20 protein-coding genes, 1 tRNA gene, 1 other RNA gene and 1 pseudogene are annotated in these 21,591 nt (G+C 61.3%); 7 read left to right on the plus strand and 16 right to left on the minus strand.

All coding sequences use genetic code 11. The annotated features are described in order from the left end of the window. Window positions 1–20: 20 nt before the first annotated feature. The gene (ppsR, locus tag ACG33_RS09015) at window positions 21–845 is read right to left on the minus strand and encodes a posphoenolpyruvate synthetase regulatory kinase/phosphorylase PpsR (RefSeq protein WP_066920532.1); all 825 of its coding nucleotides are present in this window, start codon (window positions 843–845) and stop codon (window positions 21–23) included. Between the two features lie 575 nt (window positions 846–1,420). Here ppsR and ppsA point away from each other — a divergent pair. Continuing rightward, window positions 1,421–3,805 carry a phosphoenolpyruvate synthase gene (gene ppsA, locus ACG33_RS09020; RefSeq protein WP_066923094.1) on the plus strand — a complete coding sequence of 795 codons (2,385 nt, stop codon included), beginning with the start codon at window positions 1,421–1,423 and terminating at the stop codon, window positions 3,803–3,805. A 156-nt stretch (window positions 3,806–3,961) separates the two neighbouring features. Here the strand turns inward: ppsA and orn are convergent, their stop codons facing one another. Beyond that, window positions 3,962–4,465, minus strand: coding sequence for an oligoribonuclease (orn, locus tag ACG33_RS09025; protein WP_237392722.1), 504 nt, complete (start codon window positions 4,463–4,465; stop codon window positions 3,962–3,964). A 123-nt stretch (window positions 4,466–4,588) separates the two neighbouring features. On the opposite strand from orn, the gene ACG33_RS09030 reads away from it, so the two are divergent. Next, window positions 4,589–5,836, plus strand: coding sequence for a M48 family metallopeptidase (locus tag ACG33_RS09030; protein ID WP_066920534.1), 1,248 nt, complete (start codon window positions 4,589–4,591; stop codon window positions 5,834–5,836). A 10-nt stretch (window positions 5,837–5,846) separates the two neighbouring features. Further along, window positions 5,847–6,797: a ribosome small subunit-dependent GTPase A gene (gene rsgA, locus ACG33_RS09035; protein WP_168160053.1), complete on the plus strand. Its 951-nt coding sequence runs from the start codon at window positions 5,847–5,849 to the stop codon at window positions 6,795–6,797. A gap of 100 nt (window positions 6,798–6,897) precedes the next feature. On the opposite strand, the gene recR is transcribed toward rsgA, so the two are convergent. The 8 genes from recR to ACG33_RS09075 all read right to left on the minus strand — a co-directional run bounded on the left by recR (window position 6,898) and on the right by ACG33_RS09075 (window position 13,222). Further along, window positions 6,898–7,500: a recombination mediator RecR gene (gene recR / locus ACG33_RS09040; protein ID WP_066920538.1), complete on the minus strand. Its 603-nt coding sequence runs from the start codon at window positions 7,498–7,500 to the stop codon at window positions 6,898–6,900. A 25-nt stretch (window positions 7,501–7,525) separates the two neighbouring features. Then, on the minus strand, window positions 7,526–7,852 hold the full coding sequence (locus ACG33_RS09045; RefSeq protein ID WP_066923100.1) for a YbaB/EbfC family nucleoid-associated protein: 327 nt from the start codon (window positions 7,850–7,852) through the stop codon (window positions 7,526–7,528). Window positions 7,853–7,896: 44 nt separating this feature from the next. Beyond that, on the minus strand, window positions 7,897–9,576 hold the full coding sequence (dnaX, locus tag ACG33_RS09050) for a DNA polymerase III subunit gamma/tau (RefSeq protein WP_066920540.1): 1,680 nt from the start codon (window positions 9,574–9,576) through the stop codon (window positions 7,897–7,899). 213 nt (window positions 9,577–9,789) lie between these two features. Next, an RNA gene (gene ffs / locus ACG33_RS09055) (signal recognition particle sRNA small type) lies at window positions 9,790–9,886 on the minus strand. 238 nt (window positions 9,887–10,124) lie between these two features. Further along, on the minus strand, window positions 10,125–10,679 hold the full coding sequence (gene queF / locus ACG33_RS09060) for a preQ(1) synthase (RefSeq protein ID WP_083536637.1): 555 nt from the start codon (window positions 10,677–10,679) through the stop codon (window positions 10,125–10,127). Continuing rightward, the gene (locus ACG33_RS09065; protein ID WP_066923105.1) at window positions 10,680–12,038 is read right to left on the minus strand and encodes a PhoH family protein; all 1,359 of its coding nucleotides are present in this window, start codon (window positions 12,036–12,038) and stop codon (window positions 10,680–10,682) included. A gap of 103 nt (window positions 12,039–12,141) precedes the next feature. Further along, window positions 12,142–12,624, minus strand: a complete 483-nt coding sequence (locus ACG33_RS09070) for a peroxiredoxin (RefSeq protein WP_237392601.1) — start codon at window positions 12,622–12,624, stop codon at window positions 12,142–12,144. A 46-nt stretch (window positions 12,625–12,670) separates the two neighbouring features. After that, entirely contained in the window at window positions 12,671–13,222 is a 552-nt protein-coding gene (locus ACG33_RS09075; RefSeq protein WP_210398983.1) for a glycine cleavage system protein R, read from the minus strand. A 290-nt stretch (window positions 13,223–13,512) separates the two neighbouring features. On the opposite strand from ACG33_RS09075, the gene dapA reads away from it, so the two are divergent. After that, the gene (gene dapA / locus ACG33_RS09080) at window positions 13,513–14,391 is read left to right on the plus strand and encodes a 4-hydroxy-tetrahydrodipicolinate synthase (protein WP_066920546.1); all 879 of its coding nucleotides are present in this window, start codon (window positions 13,513–13,515) and stop codon (window positions 14,389–14,391) included. A 151-nt stretch (window positions 14,392–14,542) separates the two neighbouring features. Further along, window positions 14,543–14,634: transfer RNA gene (locus tag ACG33_RS09085), tRNA-Ser, on the plus strand. 230 nt (window positions 14,635–14,864) lie between these two features. On the opposite strand, the pseudogene ACG33_RS16535 reads toward ACG33_RS09085, so the two are convergent. The 4 genes and pseudogenes from ACG33_RS16535 to ACG33_RS16120 form a co-directional block, all read right to left on the minus strand. Beyond that, a pseudogene (locus tag ACG33_RS16535) lies at window positions 14,865–15,390 on the minus strand (recombinase family protein); the annotation flags it as partial. A gap of 58 nt (window positions 15,391–15,448) precedes the next feature. Then, the gene (locus ACG33_RS09095) at window positions 15,449–15,757 is read right to left on the minus strand and encodes a HigA family addiction module antitoxin (RefSeq protein ID WP_066920548.1); all 309 of its coding nucleotides are present in this window, start codon (window positions 15,755–15,757) and stop codon (window positions 15,449–15,451) included. 13 nt (window positions 15,758–15,770) lie between these two features. Continuing rightward, window positions 15,771–16,067, minus strand: a complete 297-nt coding sequence (locus ACG33_RS09100) for a type II toxin-antitoxin system RelE/ParE family toxin (protein ID WP_066920550.1) — start codon at window positions 16,065–16,067, stop codon at window positions 15,771–15,773. 63 nt (window positions 16,068–16,130) lie between these two features. Further along, on the minus strand, window positions 16,131–16,301 hold the full coding sequence (locus tag ACG33_RS16120; RefSeq protein ID WP_157071733.1) for a hypothetical protein: 171 nt from the start codon (window positions 16,299–16,301) through the stop codon (window positions 16,131–16,133). Between the two features lie 389 nt (window positions 16,302–16,690). Here ACG33_RS16120 and ACG33_RS09105 point away from each other — a divergent pair, with 389 nt between their 5' ends. Beyond that, the gene (locus tag ACG33_RS09105) at window positions 16,691–18,256 is read left to right on the plus strand and encodes a FadD3 family acyl-CoA ligase (RefSeq protein ID WP_066920552.1); all 1,566 of its coding nucleotides are present in this window, start codon (window positions 16,691–16,693) and stop codon (window positions 18,254–18,256) included. On the opposite strand, the gene ACG33_RS09110 is transcribed toward ACG33_RS09105, so the two are convergent. Further along, window positions 18,249–19,004, minus strand: coding sequence for a glucose 1-dehydrogenase (locus ACG33_RS09110; protein ID WP_066920554.1), 756 nt, complete (start codon window positions 19,002–19,004; stop codon window positions 18,249–18,251). The two genes, ACG33_RS09105 and ACG33_RS09110, sit on opposite strands and share 8 nt — an antisense overlap. A 107-nt stretch (window positions 19,005–19,111) precedes the next feature. Then, window positions 19,112–20,581 (minus strand): catalase, encoded by a 1,470-nt coding sequence (locus ACG33_RS09115; RefSeq protein WP_066920556.1) that lies wholly within the window; start codon window positions 20,579–20,581, stop codon window positions 19,112–19,114. A gap of 261 nt (window positions 20,582–20,842) precedes the next feature. Between ACG33_RS09115 and ACG33_RS09120 the strand changes: the two genes are divergently transcribed. Next, window positions 20,843–21,541 (plus strand): glutamine amidotransferase, encoded by a 699-nt coding sequence (locus ACG33_RS09120; RefSeq protein WP_066920558.1) that lies wholly within the window; start codon window positions 20,843–20,845, stop codon window positions 21,539–21,541. The last annotated feature ends 50 nt before the right edge of the window (window positions 21,542–21,591 follow it).

The raw sequence follows: 21,591 nt of genomic DNA on the forward strand, positions 1-21,591 counted from the left end.
CCTGATCGATGAGACCTGTATCACGGGCGTAAACGACGCTCCAGACCGGTCTTGTCGAGAATGCGGCTTGCGATCTCCTCGATCGAGCATTCGGTGGTATCGATGAACGGAATATTATAGCGTCGGAACAATGCTCCCGCAGCGCGCAGTTCGTATTCCACTTGCGACGGCGATGCATATCTGCTGTTGGGCCGGCGCTCATTACGAATCTGCTGCAGACGCTCGGGCGTAATCGTCAAGCCGTATAATTTACGCTGGAATTTCGTCAACGTCTGCGGCAACCGCCCGGTCTCGAACTCCTCATCGGCGAACGGATAATTCGCAGCGAAAATGCCGTATTGCAAGGCCATGTACAGGCAGGTCGGGGTCTTGCCCGTGCGCGATACACCCACCACGATAACGTCCGCACGATCGTAATCATGAACGACCGCACCATCGTCGTTCGCCAGCGCGAAGTTTGTCGCATTGATGCGCATGGTATAGGCGCCGAGATCGGCGATACCATGAGCCTTGCCCTGCGTGCGGGAGGATTTCACTTGCAGCTCCCGCTCCAGCGGCTCCAGGAAGGCATCGAAAAAATCCAGGAACAGGCCGTTGGCGCGCCTGATGATTTCCCGCATGTCCTCCTGCACCAGGGTACTGAAGATGACAGGCCGCAGCGCCTCGGCTTCCGCAGTGGCATTGATCCGGCGGACGGCCTCCTGCGCCTTATCGATGGTGGAAATAAACGGCAGAGTGATCTGCCTGAATGCCTGCCCGTCAAACTGCGTCAGCAGGCTGTGACCCATCGTTTCCGCTGTCACGCCGGTCTGATCGGATACAAAAAATACCGTTCGTCTGTCCATTTGTCTGCTCTTATCTGCCCCGTCCATGGCGGCCGCGGAGCGAAATCGTCTCCGTCAGCCATCATGACGAATGTGCAAGGAATGCTACGCAAGGCTCGGGATGCCCAGTGTTCCATCCGGGCCGCACTTCGAGCAAGGTTCCAGCAGCGATTTTCGGATAAAGAGTCTCGTTCCAGGAGCGTCTTGCGGAATTGCAGCCGGTACCCGGCAACAAAAATCCCGGCAGGACCTCGAACAGCCGATATGATCTCGAGCAAAGCCGGATAAGGTTTCCGGGATCCGCAGCCTGACGGGGCTCGCCGGCGGAAAACCAGCCGATAAGCCCGCCAGGCCGAAATCCTGCTAACGGGCTTGCGTAGGTTGTTCTCTCGTGACCGGGTGCGGGACAATGCGCTCCTCGGAAGCCCCTCGGGCCGGCAGCCCGCATGGCCTCCGGGTGGGTCGGTCTGCATATGAACAAGGTGCAGACGAACAAAAAGGCCGAGGCGGACGGCGCCTGCCGCTGGGCACGCCGCGAGCCCGAGCCGGAGTACAGGCCGGAGTACAGGCCGGAGAACGGACCAAGAGGATTTGCATTGAGCGCTTATACCGTAGCCTTCGCGAAACTCGGCCGCCACGACGTCGATATCGTGGGCGGCAAGAATTCCTCCCTGGGAGAAATGATCAGTCATCTGGCGAAGCTCGGCGTGAGCGTCCCCGATGGCTTCGCGACCACCGCACAGGCCTACCGCGACTTCCTGAAGCACGATGGGCTCGCCGAACGTATCTCCAAAACGCTGGCCTCGCTGGACGTGGACGATGTCGAAAAACTGACCGAGACCGGCGCAAAAATCCGCAACTGGATCTTGTCGACGCCCTTTCCCGAAAAACTCCAAAAGGAAATCCTCGAATCCTTCGAGCGTATGAGTAACGGCCGCGACATTGCCGTGGCTGTTCGCTCCTCCGCCACCGCGGAAGATCTCCCGGACGCCTCCTTCGCCGGCCAGCAGGAAACGTTTCTGAACGTACGCGGACGCGAGGCACTGCTGAAATGCGTACACGAGGTATTCGCTTCCCTGTTCAACGATCGCGCCATCGCCTATCGCGTTCACCAAGGCTTCGATCACGACCAGGTCGCGCTATCCGCAGGCATTCAATACATGGTGCGTTCCGACATCGGCACCAGCGGCGTCATGTTCACGCTCGATACCGACTCAGGCTTTCGCAACGTGGTTTTCATCACGGCCTCCTACGGTCTGGGTGAAACGATCGTGCAGGGTGCGGTGAACCCCGACGAATTCTATGTCTACAAACCCGCTCTGCGCGCCGGAAATGCAGCGATTCTGCGCCGTACCCTCGGCGCCAAGGCCATCAAGATGATCTATGGCGATGGCGATGGCGATGGCGATGGCGATGCCGAGAATGCGCGCGTCGCCACCGTGGAGGTACCGGCTGAGGACCGTTACCGTTTCTCCCTGTCGGATGAAGACGTCCTGGAGCTGTCGCGCCAGGCGCTGATCATCGAGGATCACTATGGCTGTCCGATGGACATCGAATGGGGCAAGGACGGCGAAACCGGTAAAATCTATGTTTTGCAGGCGCGCCCGGAAACCGTGCAAAGCCGTCAGGGCCGCGTCGTGCAGCGCTACTCGCTCAAGAGCCGCTCTGCGGTGCTTGCCAGCGGTCGCTCGATCGGTCAGCGCATCGGCGCCGGTCCGGCACGCATCATTCGTGACGTGAAGGAAATGACTCGCGTACAAAGCGGCGACGTGCTGGTCGCCGATATGACCGATCCGGACTGGGAGCCGGTCATGAAGCGCGCTGCTGCGATCGTCACGAACCGCGGCGGACGGACCTGTCATGCCGCAATCATCGCGCGGGAACTCGGCATTCCGGCGGTCGTCGGCTGCGGCAATGCAACCGAGATGATCCAGGAAGGTGCGCCGATCACCGTGTCCTGCGCCGAAGGCGACACCGGCTACGTCTACGACGGCGCCCTGCCCTTCGAGCAAAAAAATATCGAACTCGACGCCCTGCCGCCGATCGCCACCAAGATCATGATGAATGTCGGCAATCCCGACCGCGCGTTCGATTTCGCCGGCATCCCCAACAAGGGTGTGGGACTGGCTCGGCTCGAATTCATCATCAATCGCATGATCGGCGTGCATCCGCGCGCGCTGCTCGAATTCGACACCCTGGCGCCGGAGTTGCAGCAGACGATCCGGCGTCAGATGAACGGCTACGCGGATCCCGTGAGCTTCTACATCGACAAGTTATGCGAAGGTATCGGCACGATCGCCGCGGCATTCGCCCCCGAACCGGTCATCGTCCGCCTGTCGGATTTCAAGTCGAACGAGTACGCCAACCTGATCGCCGGCGAGCAGTACGAACCCCATGAAGAAAATCCCATGCTCGGCTTCCGCGGCGCCTCGCGCTATATCGACGAGACCTTCCGGCCCTGCTTCGAACTTGAATGCCGTGCACTCAAATATGTACGCGAGCAGATGGGACTGACGAATGTGCAGGTCATGGTGCCCTTCGTGCGCACCGTGAAGGAAGCCGAACAAGTCACGGCGTTGCTGGCTGAAAACGGACTGAAACGCGGCGAAAACGGCCTGAAAGTCATCATGATGTGCGAACTGCCGACCAATGCCCTGCTTGCCGATCGCTACCTCGAGTTCTTCGACGGCATGTCGATCGGTTCGAACGACATGACACAGCTCACCCTCGGCCTGGACCGCGATTCGGGAGTGATCGCCCGGCTTTTCGATGAACGCGACGAAGCGGTCAAGATGCTGCTGAAAATGGCCATCGACGCCTGCCGCAAGGCAGGGAAATACATCGGCATCTGCGGCCAGGGACCTTCGGATCACCCCGATCTGGCGCGCTGGCTGACAGAACAGGGTATCGAGAGCATCTCCCTGAACCCCGACACCGTGGTGGAAACCTGGCTGTTCCTGGCGGGCAGGCAGGTGCAGTAATATTCTGTCCCTCGAACGAACGCCGAATCGTTGCGCAGTCCCATGAGCGGATCGCGAGCGCGCAGGCGGGCATCGAAATCGCGCTTGGAATCGCTGGTGAAATGACTGTCGCGATCGACTCGCGGTTGCGCTCGCATGCCGGAGAATGAGGTTTCATTACACCCGCAGAAAGGTCGCCCGATAGTACGCCAGTTCCCGGATCGAGTCGCGGATATCGTCCAGCGCGAGATGGGTCGCGTTTTTTCGGAAACCGCTGTAGATATCGGGCGCCCAGCGGCGCACCAGTTCCTTCAGGGTGCTTACATCGAGATTGCGATAATGGAAATAGCGTTCCAGTGTCGGCATCTCGCGCGCCATGAACCGCCGGTCCTGGCAGACGCTGTTGCCGCACATCGGCGAGACGCCCGCGTCGACCCACCGGCTCAGGAAGGCCAGAGTCTGGCGCTCGGCTTCCTGCACGGTGATCGTACTGGCGCGCACGCGCGCGGCCAGCCCTGAACCGCCATGCTGATTGCGGTTCCAGTCGTCCATGCCATCCAGCACCGCATCGCTTTGGTGGATCGCCAGCACCGGCCCCTCCTGCAGCGTCTCCAGGTGCTTGTCGGTCACGATCGTGGCGATCTCGATGATATGGTCGGTGTCGGTATTCAGACCCGTCATCTCCAAATCGATCCAGATGAGGCGGGTCGGGTCTCGGTCGATCACTGTTGCGCTGCCTGTATACCGTCGTTGCAGCATCATAACAGCTGCGGCTAAAGTGACCTTCCCTCAGAGTATGTCTGCATGCATTGGTTCACCATCCTGTTCATATTCCTGCTGGTCGGCGCCACCTTCATCCGCAGCTGGCTGAACCAGCGCCAGATCACGGCGGTGCGCCGGCACCGCCGTCAAGTGCCGACGGTCTTTGCCGGCCAGATCGATCTACAGGCACACCAGAAGGCTGCGGATTACACGATGGCGCGCGCCCGCGTGGATCGCTGGGACACCCTGCTGGATACGGCCGTTGTCCTGCTGCTGACGGTGGGTGGCGGCATCCGGATGATCGATCAGGCCTGGTCGTCAGCCGGTCTGGCGCCGCAGTGGCACGGCACGCTGGTCGTCATCTCGACGATCATGCTGGCCTCGCTGGTAAGCCTGCCGCTGTCCATATGGCGCACCTTCGGTATCGAGGCTCTCTTCGGCTTCAACCGGACCACGCCCGGGCTGTATGTGGCAGACCTGGCTAAAACCCTGGTGCTGAGTCTGCTGCTGGGCGGCGCGCTGGTACTGGCGGTGCTGTATCTGATGCAACAGGCCGGTGTATTGTGGTGGTTATACGCCTGGATCGTCTGGGTGGGATTCACGGTACTCATGACCTGGGCCTGGCCGACCTTGATCGCGCCGCTGTTCAATACTTTCACGCCGCTGGCGGACGAGGCACTGCGCGAACGTACAGAAGCCCTGCTGACCCGTTGCGGCTTCGCCTCCAAGGGCATCTTCGTAATGGACGGATCACGCCGCTCGGCGCATGGTAATGCCTACTTCACCGGGGTCGGACGCAACAAGCGCATCGTCTTTTTCGACACCCTGGTGGAACGCTTGCAGGCACCGGAAGTGGAAGCCGTACTGGCACATGAACTAGGGCATTTTCGCCTGCATCATGTGCGCCGGCGATTGATCCTATCCCTATTGGCCGGCCTGGGCGGACTGGGCCTGCTGGGGGTGCTGGCCCGCTGGCCGGATTTCTATGGCGCGTTTGGTGTCGCGCCCTCCGCTCATGCCGCGCTGTTGTTGTTTATGTTCGTACTGCCCGCGTTCACGTTCTTCCTGACGCCGCTGGGTGCCCGGTGGTCACGCCGGCACGAGTTCGAGGCTGACGAGTTTGCATCCCGCCATGCGGATCCGCGCCGCTTGATCGACGCCCTGGTGAAACTCTATCGCGACAACGCCACCACGCTCACCCCCGACCGGCTACACTCCGCCTTTTACGACTCTCATCCGCCTGCACTGGCACGTATCGCACGTCTGCAACAGTTGGCCGATGGAGCCTGAGCCGCCATCCATGCAGCACACTCCAGGGCGCGAAGATACCTCGGTGCCACTGACCGGGCGCATCGTGGAATCCTTCGGCCGCCGCGTGCTGGTGGAGATCGCGCCGGAGGAGCGATTGCCGGCGGAACTATTCGGCAAACGCCTGAGCTGCGTTTGCGGCGACGAAGTCACGATCCGGCCCGCGCCGGCCGGTACCGCGGATGCCGCGCGCGTCATTGCCGTCGCTCCGCGGCGCAGCCGCTTCGCGCGCACCGACAGCCGAGGCCGTACGGAAGTCCTGGCGGCAAATCTTTCGTTGCTGGCTGTGGTGGTTGCTCCTGAACCTGCATCCGATCCCTATATCACGGACCGCTACCTGGCCGGCGCAGCACTGGCGGGGATCCGTAGTATTCTGATCGTCAACAAATTCGATCTCGACACGGCGACGGCACCGGCATTCCAGACCTGCATCGCCGAATACCGCGACGCCGGCTATCCGGTCATGCTGCTGTCGGCCGCACGGGCACAAGGTATCGAGCCGCTGCAAGCGGCCCTCAGGGGAGAAACCGCCATGCTGGTGGGCCAGTCCGGTGTCGGCAAGACGACACTCACCAACCTGCTGGCGCCGCAATCCATGCGCTCGATCCGTACGCTTTCGCCATCTACGGGAGAAGGTCGCCATACCAGTGTCTCGACAGCCTTGTTTCGCCTTCCCGGCGGAGGTGAGCTGATCGATTCACCCGGCGTGCGCGATTACGCTCCACCCATGATCGAGGATGCAATGGTTCAAGTGGGTTGGCCGGAATTCCTGACGCTGGCGCCCCAATGCCGATTCAACGACTGTCTGCATCTGCGTGAGCCTGGCTGCGCCGTCGTTGCCGCACTGGCCACCGGACAGCTTTCCGCACGACGCTATGACGGCTACAAGCGCCTATTGAACATCATGCGGGGACTGGCGCCCGGATATGAGCGGCGGCGGTGAGCGGCAGAACTGCGGCTCGTCTGAAACAGCAACCAGCATCCAACTGACCGACACCGGCAAACCGACAGGGATGTCGCGAATGCCGGTGTTGCAGGAGCCTTCACCGGCCCAGCGTGTGCCGGCCTGCAAGCGCATGCGCCAACGTGCCACCATCGACATACTCGAGCTCACCGCCCACCGGCACACCATGTGCGATGCGACTGGGCTTGACCTGGTGGCGCAAGGCCAATTCGGCGATGACATGAGCGGTTGCATCGCCTTCGACCGTGGCATTCGTCGCCAGGATGACTTCCTGGATATCGCCTTGGGCGAACAGCGCCTCGAGCTGCGCAAAACCCAGCTCATCCGGTCCGATACCATCCAGCGGCGACAGATGCCCCATCAACACGAAATAGGTGCCGCGATAACTCCCCGACTGCTCGATCGCGGCCACGTCGGCTGGCGATTCCACGACGCATAAGGTCGACGCATCACGCGAATTCGATGCACAGATCGGACACATCTGCGCCTGCGCGAACATGCGGCAGCGCCGGCATCGGCCGATGCCGCCAACCGCTTGACGCAGCGAATCGGCCAGCAGCACGGCACCGTCACGGTCTTTTTCCAGCAGATGAAACGCCATGCGCTGCGCGGATTTCGGCCCTACACCGGGCAGGCAGCGCAGCGCTTCGATCAGGCGCAGCAGCGCAGGCGGATAGATCATGATCCGACTGGAGACAAAGTGCGACTTAGAACGGCAGTTTCATGCCTGGCGGCAGATTCATGCCGCCCATTACGCTGGACATTCTTTCCTGCGTCGTACGGTCGATCTTCTGCACCGCATCGTTGATCGCGGCGGCGATCAGATCTTCCAGCATCTCCTTATCATCGGCGCCGAGGATCGAGGCGTCCAGTGCGACGCGGCGCACTTCGTGCTTGCCCGTCATCGTGACCTTGGCCATGCCGCCGCCGGCCTCGCCGGTCACCTCGATCGCCGCGATTTCCGCCTGCGCCCGCTGCATGTTCGATTGCAGCTGCTGCGCCTGTTTCATGAGATTGCCAATATTGCCTTTCATAGCGACTCCGACATCGATCAAGTCAGAAAACCAAGGAAAACGATTCAATCCGCCGGGCCGATCGACTCCGGATTGACGCTTGCACCGAACATGTCCTGCATCGCCTGCACGTTCGGATCGTTCTGGATGGAAGCTCGTGCAGCCTGCAGGCGGTCATCGGCTGCGATCCGCTGACGATTCGCCGGCGTATTCTTCGCTTCGGTGGATACCGTGAACTCCAGGCGCACTTTCTCGCCTAGATGGTCACACATCGCCTGGGTCAATTTTTCCTCCAGCGCGGCGGTCCGAAACAATTCTCCGTTCGCATCGAGCAGCAGCTTGACCGTATTGCCATCCCGCCCGGTCAAGATGCAATGCGCAGCCAACTGCGTGACCGGACCACGCAGATTCATGGCCGCGATCATGCGCGTCCAGTCACCCATCCCGCCTGGATCACCATGCCCCTGCGCCGTTCCCCGGTCCGCATCCCGGCCTGGATCCGCGGTGAGATGTGTATTCGCGCTCGCCGGCTGCCCGGAAGCAGCAGCCATGGCAGTGCCGCCTGCCGCAGGCGCCGCGCCGCGGGCGCGGACGGCAGGCGTCGCCGCCGAAACCCTGGAAGATGCCGCCCCGGCGGTCTGCTCCCCGGTAGCTCGTTCCCCGGCTACGCCGAAGGCCAGCATGCGCAGCAAGGTCATCTCGAAGCCCGCTCTCGTATCCGGTGCGAGCTCCAGGTCGCGGCGTCCCAGGATCGCGAACTGGTAAAACAATTGCGCATCTTCCGGCGACAGCGCTGCAGCAAGCCGCCGGTAGATCTCCTGGTCCTCCGCTTCATCGAGCTGCAGATCCGGTACGGCCTGCAGCAGCGCCAGCTTCTGCAGCAGCGCCGCCAGCTCTGCCAGCACTTCTCCATAGTCCGGTGCCTGTTCGTCGAGTTCGGATACACAGTCCAGCACCCGGCGTGCATCCCGCGCCACCAGTGCATCGACCAGCGTAAACACCTGGGCGCGGTCCAGGGTACCGAGGATCTTACGGGTATCCGCAGCCGTCAACGTGCCGCCGCAGAACGCGATAACCTGATCGAGCAGGCTCAACGCGTCGCGCATACTGCCTTGTGCCGCACGCGCCACCAAGCGTAGCGCCTCGGGCTCGAATTCGATGTTCTCGGCCTGAACTATTTCGGTGAGCCGATTGAACACCATCCCCGGCGTGAAACGCTTGAGACTGAACTGCAGGCAGCGCGACAGCACCGTCACGGGCAGCTTCTGCGGATCGGTCGTCGCCAGCAAGAACTTCACATGCGGTGGAGGTTCTTCCAGCGTCTTCAACAAGGCATTGAAGGAATGCGTCGAAAGCATGTGGACTTCATCGATCAGGTAGACCTTGTAGCGTCCACGCGCAGGCGCGTACTGCACATTATCCAGCAACTCTCGCGTGTCATCGACCTTGGTCCGCGAGGCCGCATCCACTTCGATCAAGTCTACGAAGCGTCCTTCATCGATTTCCCGGCAGGCGCTGCACTGGCCGCAGGGCGTGGGCGTCACACCGGTTTCGCAGTTCAGCGATTTCGCCAGAATACGTGCAATCGTGGTCTTACCGACGCCTCGGGTGCCGGTGAACAGGAAGGCATGGTGCACACGGCCGGTTTGCAGCGCATTGACCAGCGCACGCATCACGTGCTCCTGCCCGGCCAGTTCCTCGAAATTGCGCGGCCGCCATTTACGGGCCAGTGCGAGATAGGACATGTGGAACGCTGTCAGTCCTGGACTTGGTGAACGATCGCCGGCCACTTTACACGACTTGGCCACTTCCTCGAGGAACCCGGTAACGAACCCGTCCGCACCCGGCAGTGTCTTTGCAAGCCATCGCGGATGAACCGTCTCCTACGCCGCAGATCCGCTGCATGACCCAGGGCAACGCATCTCCCGATCGATTCAGCTACGGATTCGGGAGGCGGCCCGCGCCGGCACCTCTCCGGCGCCCGATATCACCGTTACCGTTGCTCCCTTCCGGGCCTGGCGGGATTCGCGGCTGATCGTCGCGGAGAAACCGGCGCGAGCCACCATTGAACCGTACCGCTGCAACCTTTGCGCCGTCCCGTGCCGGGTTGCGGCGCCCAGGACCGGCCGATATTCCGGATCCGGTCGTACGTGGCAGCTTGAGTACGAACGGGCTGCGTTCGAAACAAAGTTGATAATGATAGCAGAGGGATGACCGTTACGCGTAAGACCTCGCCGGTAGGTCACCCGGGAATCCTGGCAACCGGCATCGCGCAAACCTCCTCGACATACATCTACCCCCGGCCGCGATAGGCTGGCACACCCTGCTCCGGAATCCACAGATCAGCCGGCGGGCGGCCGGTCTGCCAGAAGACATCGATGGGAATACCTCCACGGGGGTACCAATAACCGCCGATGCGCAGCCAGCGTGGCCTCAAAAATCCTGCAAGGCGAACGGCGACTGCAATCGTACAGTCCTCATGGAAGGTGCCGTGATTGCGAAAGGAACCCAGGTACAGCTTCAGGGATTTGCTTTCGACCAGCCAGCTGCGTGGCACATAGTCGATCACCAGATGCGCAAAATCAGGCTGACCGGTGACCGGGCACAAAGACGTGAACTCCGGCGCCGTGAAGCGCGCCAGATAAAGCTTCGTCGGATGTGGATTGGGCACCCGTTCCAGTTCTGCTTCATCGGGGGAGGCGGGCCAGGGCACGCTGCGCCCCAGTTGTGCCGGGATGGTTGTGCGAGTTCGGTCCGGGTCCGCCGGACGAGGCTTGCGGCCTTTTGCAGCCACGGCGACACGGCGTGGCGGGGAGGTTCCTGAACTGCGTGGCGTGCGCACGGCCATCTACAAAATCTCCGCAGCGTAATCCGCCAGGCGGGAACGCTCACCGCGCATCAGCGTGATATGCCCCGAATGCGGCCAGTCGCGAAAGCGGTTGACCACATAGGTCAGGCCCGAAGTGGTCTCCGTCAGGTAGGGCGTGTCGATCTGCGCAATATTGCCCAGGCAGATCAGCTTCGTGCCCGGACCGGCGCGAGTCACCAGCGCCTTCATCTGCTTGGGCGTAAGATTCTGTGCCTCATCCAGGATCAGGAATCGGTTCAGGAAGGTACGCCCGCGCATGAAGTTCAGGGAGCGAATCTTGATCCGGTTGCGCAACAGATCGTTGGTCGCCGCACGCCCCCAGCTGCCGCCTTCCTGGCTCTGGGTGAGCACCTCCAGATTATCCATCAACGCCCCCATCCAGGGTTCCATTTTCTCCTCTTCCGTGCCGGGCAGGAAACCGATGTCCTCACCCAGTGGAATCGTCACGCGAGTCATGATGATTTCGCTGTAGCGGTTGTTCTCCAGCGTCTGCACCAGCCCCGCCGCCAAGGTCAGCAGGGTCTTGCCGGTGCCTGCCGGACCCAGAATCGTGACAAAATCGATCTGCGGATCCATCAGCAGGTTCAACGCGAAATTCTGTTCGCGGTTGCGGGCGTTGATACCCCAGATGCCGTGGCGTTCGCTGCGATAATCACGCACCAGCTCGAGAACGCACTCATTGCCGTCGATACGCTTCACTTGAGCTTCCAGACCGTCCGGCTCGTTCTGGAACACGAACTGGTTCACGTGCCAGTCACGCGTCATCGGGCCATGTACACGGTAATAGGTACGCGCCTGCTCCTGCCAGGACTGCATATTCTTGCCATGTTTTTCCCAGAAATCATCCGCCAGCGCCTGCGTGCCGCTGTACAGCAGGTCCGCATCCTCGATCGTCTTGTCGCTGAAGTAGTCTTCCGCATGCACGCCGATGATCGTGGCCTTGATACGCAGATTGATGTCCTTGGAAACGAGCGTGACACGCGCGTCGGCAAACTCGCGCTGCAGTGCGAGCGTCTGCCCCAGGATGGCGTTGTCGGCGCCATGCCCCGGCAGCGTGTCGGGCAGGCCGCTGTCCAGTACCTTCGTTTGAAAAAACAACCGTCCGCCTGCCTGCCGTTGGCCGCCGTTTCCATATCGTCCCGAAGGCAGCGTCAGGCCGCGATCGATCTGCCCCTTGGTGGCATTCGCTATCAGCTCGTCCAGAAACCGGCTGACCTGGCGCACGTTGCGCGCAGCCTCCGACAGACCCTTTTTGCCCGAATCCAGTTCTTCGAGCACGATCATGGGAATGTATATATCGTGCTCATCGAAGCGAAAAATTGCTGTCGGATCGTGCATCAACACATTGGTGTCGAGTACGAAGATCCGGCGACGGGAGCGCCCACGCGGCACGGAACGTTGAGACTTGGTTTCGAGGGAATGGCCGGCTTTGGGCATGTGCTCAAAGCTCCTGGGCGGCGGCCAGCACTTCTTCCGCGTGCCCCGGAATCTTGACCTTGCGCCATTCCCGGCGAAGCACGCCGCCGGCGTCGATCAGGAAGGTACTGCGCTCCACCCCCAGGAATCTGCGTCCATACATGCTTTTCTCTTTGATCACCTCGAAGCCTTCACACAGCGAACGATCCTCATCGGCCAACAGTTCGAACGGCAGAGACAGCTTGGCCTTGAACTTTTCATGTGAGGCCAAGGTATCGGGCGATACGCCGAGGATGACCGTGTTCGAACGCTTGAAGGCCGGATACAGATCACGAAAGGCTTCTGCCTCCTTCGTGCATCCGGAAGTGTTGTCACGCGGATAGAAATAGATGACCAGCTTGTTGCCAGCCGCCTGCGCCGGCTTCCAGATCCCGCCACCTGTCATCGGACGGGAAAAAGCCGGTATTTTCTTGCCAAGGGAGATTTTCCTGACTGTCATAGGGGACATCGCTGCCAGGTCATTTTTACGATCGGCCGTCGTCGGCACATGCTCTTCAAGCCTTGACGGGCTCCAGGATGGCATCGAGATTCAATTGATCACACAGATCCATGAACTCCTCGCGCAGCGCGGAAATATGGATCTTGGCCGGGATATGCACGAGCATTTGCACCGAAAACATCGGGGCGCCGGTATGTGCGGCAGAATAACTTCGCGTACTGAGTTCGGCGATGTCGATGCCGCGTGAACTGAAAAAACCCGCCAGGTTATACACGATTCCCGTCTGATCCAGGCAGACGATATCCACCGAATAGGTCACCACATCCTTGCGCTGGGCGCGCTGTTCGGTGCGCCGCAGACTGATCGTGATACCGCTGGCTTCGCTCAGACGCTTGAGTTCGGTCTCCAACTTCGCCAGCGTATGCCAGTTGCCGGAGACCAGCAGCAGCATTGCGAACTCGCTGCCGAGTGCGCTCATGCGGCTGTCGATAATATTGCCGGAACACTCGGAAACGACCCGGCTGAGATCGTACACCAGTCCGGTGCGGTCGCTGCCGAGCGCGGAAATGACTATAAGCTGCATCGCAAAAATAGCTACCAGGAACAAGCCGATAGTCTACAGGCTCGACCCGATACTTAAAATGCACATTCTTGCACCGCAGGATCGCTGTACCAGCCATGCGGTCATACGCCGGGCGCCGGATCCCTGCACCAGCCATGCGCCAGCCAGCAGCCCGGACCAGCAGGCGGTACGCGCGGCGCGCGCTTGGACCGCCCATCCTCGGGCGGACATACGCCCCCGGACGGCAGACGCGGCATGGGCCGTTGCACCGACGAGCTTGCGTCCTGCCGCGTGCGGCCAGTAGGATTCTCCCCACTCCCACGTGAAGGATCTCCATGTTCAGCGGCAGCATAGTAGCGATCGTTACACCGATGCGAACGGACGGCTCGGTCGATGACGACGCGCTGGATCGTCTGGTCGATTTTCATGTCGACAACGGCACCAACGGCATCGTCGCCGTCGGCACCACCGGAGAATCCCCGACCTTGAGTGTCGAGGAGCACATCGGCGTGATACGCCGGATCGTCCTGCGCGCCGCCAAACGCCTGCCGGTGATCGCCGGCACCGGAGCGAACTCCACGAGCGAAGCCATCGAGCTGACCGAACTGGCCAAGGAGGCAGGGGCGGATGCCTGCCTGCTGGTGACTCCCTACTACAATAAGCCCACCCAGGAAGGCCTGTACCAGCACTATCGCAAGATCGCAGAAACCGTCGACATCCCCCTGGTGCTCTATAACGTTCCCAGCCGGACCTGCTGCGATATCAAGCCGGAAACCGTCGAACGCCTGGCTGCCATCCCCAACATCGTCGGACTGAAGGAAGCCCCGACATTGGAGCGCAATCGCGAATTGCTGGCCAGAGTCGGCGGGCGGATCGCATTGTTCAGCGGCGATGACCCGGTCGCCTGCGAGAGCATCCTGGCAGGTTACCAGGGGGTCATTTCCGTGACGGCCAATGTGGCTCCGCGGCAGGTGCGTGCAGTCGTCGATGCGGCTCTGGCAGGCCGGCGCGAGGAAGCCCGCAGGCTGGATGCCGGCCTGCAACAGCTGCATAAGGCTCTATTCGTCGAAACCAACCCGATCCCGGTCAAATGGGCCGCCGCCCGCCTAGGACTGATCCCCGACGGCATCCGTCTGCCTCTGGTGGCACTATCGCGCCAGCACTATGAAACGGTCATCGACGGACTGCGCTCCGCCGGTATCGCATTTGCCTGAGAACAGTTGCCCCTGAGAACGCCTACCTGGGAGCGGTTGCCTGGGAGCGTTTGTCTGGAAGCCGCTGCCCGGAAGCGTTTGCTTGGAAGCCGCTCGACCTGTAACCTTCGCGCCCGTGAATAGCATCGACCCTGCGCAGGGCCGGTGCATCGGAGAGGTGGCCGAGTGGTCGAAGGCGCTGGACTGGAATTCCAGTAACATCTTCACGGGTGTTCGTGGGTTCGAATCCCACCCTCTCCGCCACTTCAGGGCACTGAGTTTACGCCACTTCCCGCCACGAGCGTCTGTAGCAGCCGGGACTTCGACCCCATGATGCGAACCTCGCCCTCCGCGACCTCGACGCGCTGCGCGAGCGCGCGAAGGTGGTCGCGGCGATAGTCGCCGCCTTCCAGCCGGATACGGGCGCGGGCGGTCGCAGCGAACTTGCGCAGCATTTCAGGCGTGACGGCCTTCTGGCCGGTGTTCTGGAGCATGGCCTGCGCTCGCTCGGCGTCGACGGTGCGATAGCCGATAGGAGGAAGCGAACCGTTCCAGAAGCCTTGCCGCGCATTCTCCTTCAAGGCGCGCATGACGTGCTTGGCGTTCTCCTTGGACTGGTATTCATCGAACAGCGCCATGATCTGCCGCATCATGACGTACATGGGGTCATCCCCCATTTCCTGTGGATCGAAACCAGCTTCACGCCGTTCTTCGCCAGCTTGCGGACATAGAACTCCAGCTCGAAGTGATCGCGGAAGAAGCGGCTGAACGAATGAACCACCACCACGTCGAAGGGCACGGGCTTGCTGGTTCCGGTTTCGATCATGCGCTGGAACTCGGGGCGGCGGTCATTGGTCGCCGATGCGCCAGGTTCGATGAAGGTTTCGACCAATTGCAGCCCGCGCGCCTCGCAATAGGCTTCGCCCTGCCGCTTCTGGTCGGGAATGGAAACATCATGCTCTCGGCCTGCCGCGCCGTCGAAACGCGCAGGTAGAGGGCGGCGCGCAGGGGCACGGTCATGGCAATGTCTCCTTCTCAATTCTGGCTCGGCCCGAACCATCGAGCCGCATGGCCGCGCTCAAGCGGCGTTCTGCAAGGGGCGCGCGCGCTCAACCCGCTCGCGCTCCCTGGGCGTGTTCATCACCTCCCAAAGATCGCTGCGCCGCTGCACGTTGAGCCAGAAGTCCGGGCTGTTGCCGAACACGCGGGCGAGGATCAGCGCCGTCGCCGCCGTCACGTTCCTGCGGTTGCCGCATAGCTCGTTGACGTGCTTGCGCTGGACGCCCATCGCCTCGGCGAGCGCGCCCTGGGTCAGCCCCATCGGCCGCATGAATTCTTCGGTCAGTATCTCGCCGACAGTCGCCGGCTTACGCTTGGTGGTCAGCATGGTTGCCTCGCTTTCATCGGTAGCTGTGATCGTCCAGATAAATCCCGTCTGCCTCGCCGCGTTCACCATCCCAGCGGAAGATCAACCGCCATTGCTGGTTGACGCGGATCGAATGGAAACCTGCGAGATTGCCGCGCAGCCTCTCGAAGTGATTGCTGGGCGGTACGCGCAAGTCCTGATCGGTCACGGCGTCGTCAATCATCTGGAGCTTGCGGAACAAGCGGGCTTCAAGATCGGATGGGATGTTGCGGGAACGAACATCATCCACAAAGAAAGCCCGAAGCCAGCCGTCCCGAAAGCCTACGATCACAGGTTTACTCCGATATTGTGCATATGTACCACTCTATAACTCATATTGCAATGGGGAAATGACTCAGGCGCCGGAGCCAAACAATTCATCGAACAGGTCGCCGAACCATCGCTCGAACACCTCGATCTCAGCTTGTGTGACCGGAACGGGATCGGGCCAGTCGTCGGTGATGGTCCATGTGCTGAGGTCGTGCTTGGGCGGCCTGCCGGGGAATGGCCACGGATATGTCAACACCGATTGAAAATTGACCCACTATGGGCATAAACCACCGAAGTAAAAGTGACCCATCTGGGTGCTTGTGAGTTAGTCCTGTTTCATCTTCACTGGCTTGAAGTTACCCCCCTTCGGCGTCCGACTGGTTGACACTGTTTTTAGCATTGACGCAGGTTGGGAAAGGCACAGGAGGAAGACAGCCGAGGTAGTTGAGCAAGGGACAGAAGTCGGAATTGCGACGGATGTTGCCGGCTACGAATCGCTCTGAAGCAAGACCGTCGGCGGAGCTCAGAATCACACAAACCAGGCTGTATAATCGCGGACGAAAGCCGGGGAGTCGGGAGCGCAATGCTTGGAGAAGGATGCGGCAGACGGATAAATTAGATTCGGTGAACAAGGATATTTTGCCAATGAGCACTGTACAGCACGATCTTGCGCTGACCATTCCTGCTGCCGTTGCACGTGCGGCGCGCCTGTTCGGTGAGGCCAGCGCGCTCGAGGACGGGAATTGCCGGATGAGCTTCCACGAACTCGAGCGCGAATGCCTGCGGGCTGCCGCTGCCTTCCTGGCTTGCGGGCTGCGCAAGGGTGATCGAGTCGCGGTCTGGGCGCCGAATAGCGCCGAGTGGATCGTGGCAGCGATCGGCGCGCAGACGGCCGGCGGCGTGATCGTACCGCTCAACACCCGTCTGCGCGGCAAGGAGGCGGGCTACATTCTGCGGCGCAGCCAGGCGCGGATCCTGCTCACGGTCGGAGAGTTTCTCGGCGTGCGTTATCCGGAACTGCTCGCCAACGAACAACTGCCCGGCATCGAACACACCGTCCTACTTGCAGGTAGCGCACCGGGCAGCAAATCCTGGAATGATTTCCTCATGCGCGGCGCACATATTCCCGACGCTCAGGTACTCGGCGCGCGCGACGCCGTCAGACCGGAGGATCTCTCGGATCTGCTGTTCACCTCCGGCACCACTGGTGAGCCGAAGGGCGTCATGAGTGCGCACGGTCCGACGGTGCGAACTTTCGCGGCGTGGTGCGACACCGTGGGTCTGCGTGCCGGCGACCGCTATATGATCGTCAACCCCTTCTTTCATTCCTTCGGTTACAAATCGGGCTGGCTCGCCTGTCTCCTGCGCGGTGCCACCATGCTACCCGTGGCGGTGTTCGATGCCGGCGAAGTCATGCAGCGTATCGTTACGGACCGCGTGAGTGTGCTGCCCGGAGCGCCGACCCTGTTCCAATCGATGCTGGCACACGAATCCTGCGGCAAGATCGATCTATCCTCGCTGCGCTTGTCGGTGACGGGAGCGGCCACCGTACCGCCCATCCTCATTGAACGCATGCGTAAAGTTTTGGGCTTTCAGACCGTGCTCACCGCCTATGGACTCACCGAGGCCCCGGTAGTCACCATCTGTCCGCCGGGCACCAGCGACGAACTTGTGGCGCAGAGTTGCGGTAAACCGATTCCCGGGATCGAACTGCAGTGCGTGGACGATGACGGGCGCGCAGTGCCGGTTGGGGAGCCGGGTGAAGTGCTGGTACGCGGCTTCAACGTGATGCGCGGCTACTTTGAAGACCCGGCAGCTACACGCGAGGCGATCGATGCGCAGGGCTGGCTGCACACGGGCGATATCGGCATGCTCGATGAGGCGGGCTTCCTGCGTATCACGGATCGTAAGAAGGATCTGTTCATCGTCGGCGGCTTCAACTGCTACCCGGCCGAGATCGAGAAAATCCTGAGCGAGCACCCGGCCATTGCACAGGCCGCCGTCATCGGCGTACCCGATGAGCGCATGGGTGAGGTCGGCAAGACCTTCGTTGTACTACGCAGCGGTGCGCAGCTCGACACGGCGGCGCTCATCGGCTGGTGCCGCGAGAATATGGCGAACTACAAGGTGCCGCGTCAGGTCGAATTCGTTACTGCCCTGCCGACCAACGCGGCAGGCAAGGTGCAGAAATTCCAGCTGCTTGCTACATGAGTCCCGCGGTCAGCCCGCCATCGGCCAGGAAGGCGCTACCGGTACTGTAGGAGGATTCCTCGGAAGCCAGGTAAAGTACTAGACCCGCAATTTCCTCGGGTTGACCCCAGCGCTTCATCGGGACGCCAGGCTCGTGGGCAGTAGCAGTTGCAATGTCACTCGTGCCGTGCGCTTCGGCCACCAGCGAAGTAGCGATCGGTCCCGGATGCACGGAATTCACGCGGATGCGGTACTTGGCCAACTCGATGGCGGCGGTCCTGGTCATGCCGGTCACGGCAAACTTGCTGGCGCAGTAGGCCAGTCCATTCCTCATGCCCTCCAGCCCCTGGACGGAGGAGATATTGACGATTGCACCACCGCCTACTTCGCGCATGGGTGCGATACAACTGCGCATGCCGAGAAAGACACCGATCTGATTCGTGCGGATCACCTCCATGTAGGCCTGCATCGACAGCGACTCGATCGGCTCCGTGCGAAAAATACCGGCGTTGTTGACAAGTATGGTAGGCGCGCCGAAACGCCGATGCGTCAACTCGAGTACTGCAGCCCATTCAGCCTCCTCACCTACATCGAGGTGGGTATAGGCGGCCTGGGAGCCGAGCTCCGCGGCAAGTGCGCTGCCGAGTTCATCACGCATATCGGTGAGCATCACGGCGGCGCCTTCCTGCACGAACAACCGCGCGACGCTGGCCCCGATACCGCGCACCGCTCCCGTGACGATTGCAATTTTTCCTTCCAGCCTGCGCATGGGTTTCTACCAAAAATGATTGCTTCAGACGTACGGAATCGTTTTAGAGGCGTGGGAAGCGCCGGCGTACGCTTCCCACAGCCCCCCGGTTCACTCCCGGCGGTGAACTATGCACCGCCGCCGGCGCGCACCTTCTCCTCGATGCGACGTCCGATATCGGCATCGATGCTCTTCCAATAAGCGAAGGCACGCCCAAGCACGGGCTCACGGACCCCGCCGAGCAGGCTGCCCGCCACCTGATCGACAAGCTTGGTCCGCTGATCCTCGTTGAACACTTCGCGCACCAGGATGCCCGCCTGGGTGAAATCGTCGTCCTCGGCATGAAGGGTGTAGGCGCTGCGCACCATGTCGCCATCCACTTCCCAACCCTCGGCAGCCGGTCCCGTCTCGTCGGCCCAGCTGCGTCCGCCGCTGTTGGGGGCATACACCGGTGCGTTGCCGCTGTGTTCGTACGCCATCTGACCGTCGAACATGTAGGTGTTGACCGGGACTTTGGGGCGGTTGACGGGCAGCTGATGGAAATTGGTGCCGATACGGTTGCGCTGCGCGTCGTTATAGGCAAAGGCACGCCCCAGAAGCATCTTGTCGGGCGACAGACCGATGCCGGGGACAGTGTTGCCGGGAGAGAATGCCGCCTGCTCGATCTGCGCAAAGAAGTTTTCCGGATTGCGATTCAAGGTCATCGTACCGACCTTGATCAGCGGATAGTCCTTGTGCGGCCAGGTCTTGGTCAGATCGAACGGATTGTATCGATAGGTCTTGGCATCCGCATACGGCATGACCTGGACCGATAGCACCCAGGCCGGATGCTCGCCGCGCGCGATGGCATCGAACAAATCGCGACGATGGAAATCAGCATCGGCACCGGCCATGGCGGCCGCCTCGGCATTGCTGAAGAAGGCCATGCCCTGACAAGTATGGAAATGATACTTCACCCAGAATTTATCGCCCTTGGCGTTGATCCACATATAGGTATGCGAACCATAGCCATTCATATTCCGCCAGGTGCGCGGCAGGCCGCGCTCACCCATCAAATAGGTCACCTGGTGGGCAGTCTCCGGGTTGCTGGTCCAGAAGTCCCACTGCATATGGTTGTCGCGCAAGCCCGAGTCAGGCAGCCGCTTCTGACTGCGGATGAAGTGCGGAAACTTGATCGGATCACGAATAAAGAAAACCGGCGTGTTGTTACCGACCAGATCGTAATTGCCCTCATCGGTGTAGAACTTCAGCGAAAAGCCGCGCACATCGCGCCAGGTATCGGGGCTGCCGGCCTCGCCGGCCACCGTCGAGAACCGTGCCAGCACATCGGTGACGGCACCCTTGCGGAACAAGGCTGCCTTAGTGAAACGGGATACGTCCTCGGTCACTTTGAAGTTTCCGAACGCACCCGAGCCCTTCGCATGGGGTTGACGCTCGGGCACCTTCTCCCGATTGAAGTGCGCCATTTGCTCTAGAAAATGCACATCGTGCAGCAGGATGGGACCATTGGCACCCACCGTCAGCGAGTTACGGTCGCTTGGCGCCGGCGCGCCGGAGCCCATCGTGGAACCGCCCGCATTTTTGTTCGATCCAGACATGTTAGGTCTCCTCACGTGGTTTTGAACCGATGCCGCAGGCTTATAGCAGGATGACATGACATTCGGGAGGTCTGCGGCGGCCCGCGAGATACGATCGCACGCAGCTCCGCATAAAAACGCCTTGCAGCGATAGATAAGGGGATACCGAAGGCGTCACCGGATCAAGTATATTTCAGGGTTCGACGCGCCGGCCGCCATCCGAATCCGGACCCGGACCCGCGTCCGCATCCCCGCTCCTTATCGGTGGCGAAAAGGACTTCCATGAGAACCGTTACTGCTCTTCGTCATGTCCACTTCGAGGATCTCGGCAGCCTCGCCGCGCCGCTGCGCGCGCGCGGCGCCACCATCCGCTATGTCGAGGCCCCGGTCGAGGATCTGGCCGCGCTCGATGCCGAAGCACCTGATCTTCTCATCGTCCTGGGCGGCCCCATCGGTGCCTTCGACGAAGCGCTCTACCCCTTTCTGGCGACGGAGCTGGACGTCGTGCGCCGCCGCTTGGCATCGGGCCGGCCGATTCTGGGCATCTGCCTGGGCGCGCAATTGATGGCACGCGCGCTGGGCGCCGAGGTTCGTGCCCTGGGCGTGAAGGAAATTGGCTTCGCCCCACTGAAGCTGACCGCCGAAGGTTGGCGATCCCCGCTGGCATCCCTCGACGATACGCCTGTCCTGCATTGGCATGGCGATCAGTTCGACATTCCAGCCGGAGCAACATGGTTGGCCAGCACCGTCATCGGCCGAAATCAGGCATTCGCCGCGGGCCGCAACGCGCTGGGCCTGCAGTTTCACCTGGAAGCGGAAGCCGGACGGATGGAACGCTGGCTGGTGGGCCATGCCGCCGAACTTTTTCAGGCCGGCATCGATCCGCGAAACCTGCGCGAGCAGGCTCGGCAACATGGCCCTCATCTGACCTCAGTTGCGCAAGACGTCATGAACGCCTGGCTGGATAATCTCCTGCCATGACTCGAAGCATCACCGGTTACGCAGTGGCATGTATACGATGACAAAGGTGC

This window comes from Steroidobacter denitrificans (assembly GCF_001579945.1).
Lineage (GTDB): Bacteria > Pseudomonadota > Gammaproteobacteria > Steroidobacterales > Steroidobacteraceae > Steroidobacter > Steroidobacter denitrificans.

What these genes read in the sequence shown, in the direction of transcription:
- ppsR (WP_066920532.1), bottom strand. Translation starts at nt 845, where the DNA reads ATGGACAGACGAACGGTATTTTTTGTATCCGATCAGACCGGCGTGACA.
- orn (WP_237392722.1), bottom strand. Translation starts at nt 4,465, where the DNA reads ATGACGGGTCTGAATACCGACACCGACCATATCATCGAGATCGCCACG.
- ACG33_RS09030 (WP_066920534.1), top strand. Translation starts at nt 4,589, where the DNA reads ATGCATTGGTTCACCATCCTGTTCATATTCCTGCTGGTCGGCGCCACC.
- rsgA (WP_168160053.1), top strand. Translation starts at nt 5,847, where the DNA reads ATGCAGCACACTCCAGGGCGCGAAGATACCTCGGTGCCACTGACCGGG.
- recR (WP_066920538.1), bottom strand. Translation starts at nt 7,500, where the DNA reads ATGATCTATCCGCCTGCGCTGCTGCGCCTGATCGAAGCGCTGCGCTGC.
- ACG33_RS09045 (WP_066923100.1), bottom strand. Translation starts at nt 7,852, where the DNA reads ATGAAAGGCAATATTGGCAATCTCATGAAACAGGCGCAGCAGCTGCAA.
- dnaX (WP_066920540.1), bottom strand. Translation starts at nt 9,576, where the DNA reads ATGTCCTATCTCGCACTGGCCCGTAAATGGCGGCCGCGCAATTTCGAG.
- queF (WP_083536637.1), bottom strand. Translation starts at nt 10,679, where the DNA reads ATGGCCGTGCGCACGCCACGCAGTTCAGGAACCTCCCCGCCACGCCGT.
- ACG33_RS09065 (WP_066923105.1), bottom strand. Translation starts at nt 12,038, where the DNA reads ATGCACGATCCGACAGCAATTTTTCGCTTCGATGAGCACGATATATAC.
- ACG33_RS09070 (WP_237392601.1), bottom strand. Translation starts at nt 12,624, where the DNA reads ATGTCCCCTATGACAGTCAGGAAAATCTCCCTTGGCAAGAAAATACCG.
- dapA (WP_066920546.1), top strand. Translation starts at nt 13,513, where the DNA reads ATGTTCAGCGGCAGCATAGTAGCGATCGTTACACCGATGCGAACGGAC.
- ACG33_RS09095 (WP_066920548.1), bottom strand. Translation starts at nt 15,757, where the DNA reads ATGCTGACCACCAAGCGTAAGCCGGCGACTGTCGGCGAGATACTGACC.
- ACG33_RS09105 (WP_066920552.1), top strand. Translation starts at nt 16,691, where the DNA reads ATGAGCACTGTACAGCACGATCTTGCGCTGACCATTCCTGCTGCCGTT.
- ACG33_RS09110 (WP_066920554.1), bottom strand. Translation starts at nt 19,004, where the DNA reads ATGCGCAGGCTGGAAGGAAAAATTGCAATCGTCACGGGAGCGGTGCGC.
- ACG33_RS09115 (WP_066920556.1), bottom strand. Translation starts at nt 20,581, where the DNA reads ATGTCTGGATCGAACAAAAATGCGGGCGGTTCCACGATGGGCTCCGGC.
- ACG33_RS09120 (WP_066920558.1), top strand. Translation starts at nt 20,843, where the DNA reads ATGAGAACCGTTACTGCTCTTCGTCATGTCCACTTCGAGGATCTCGGC.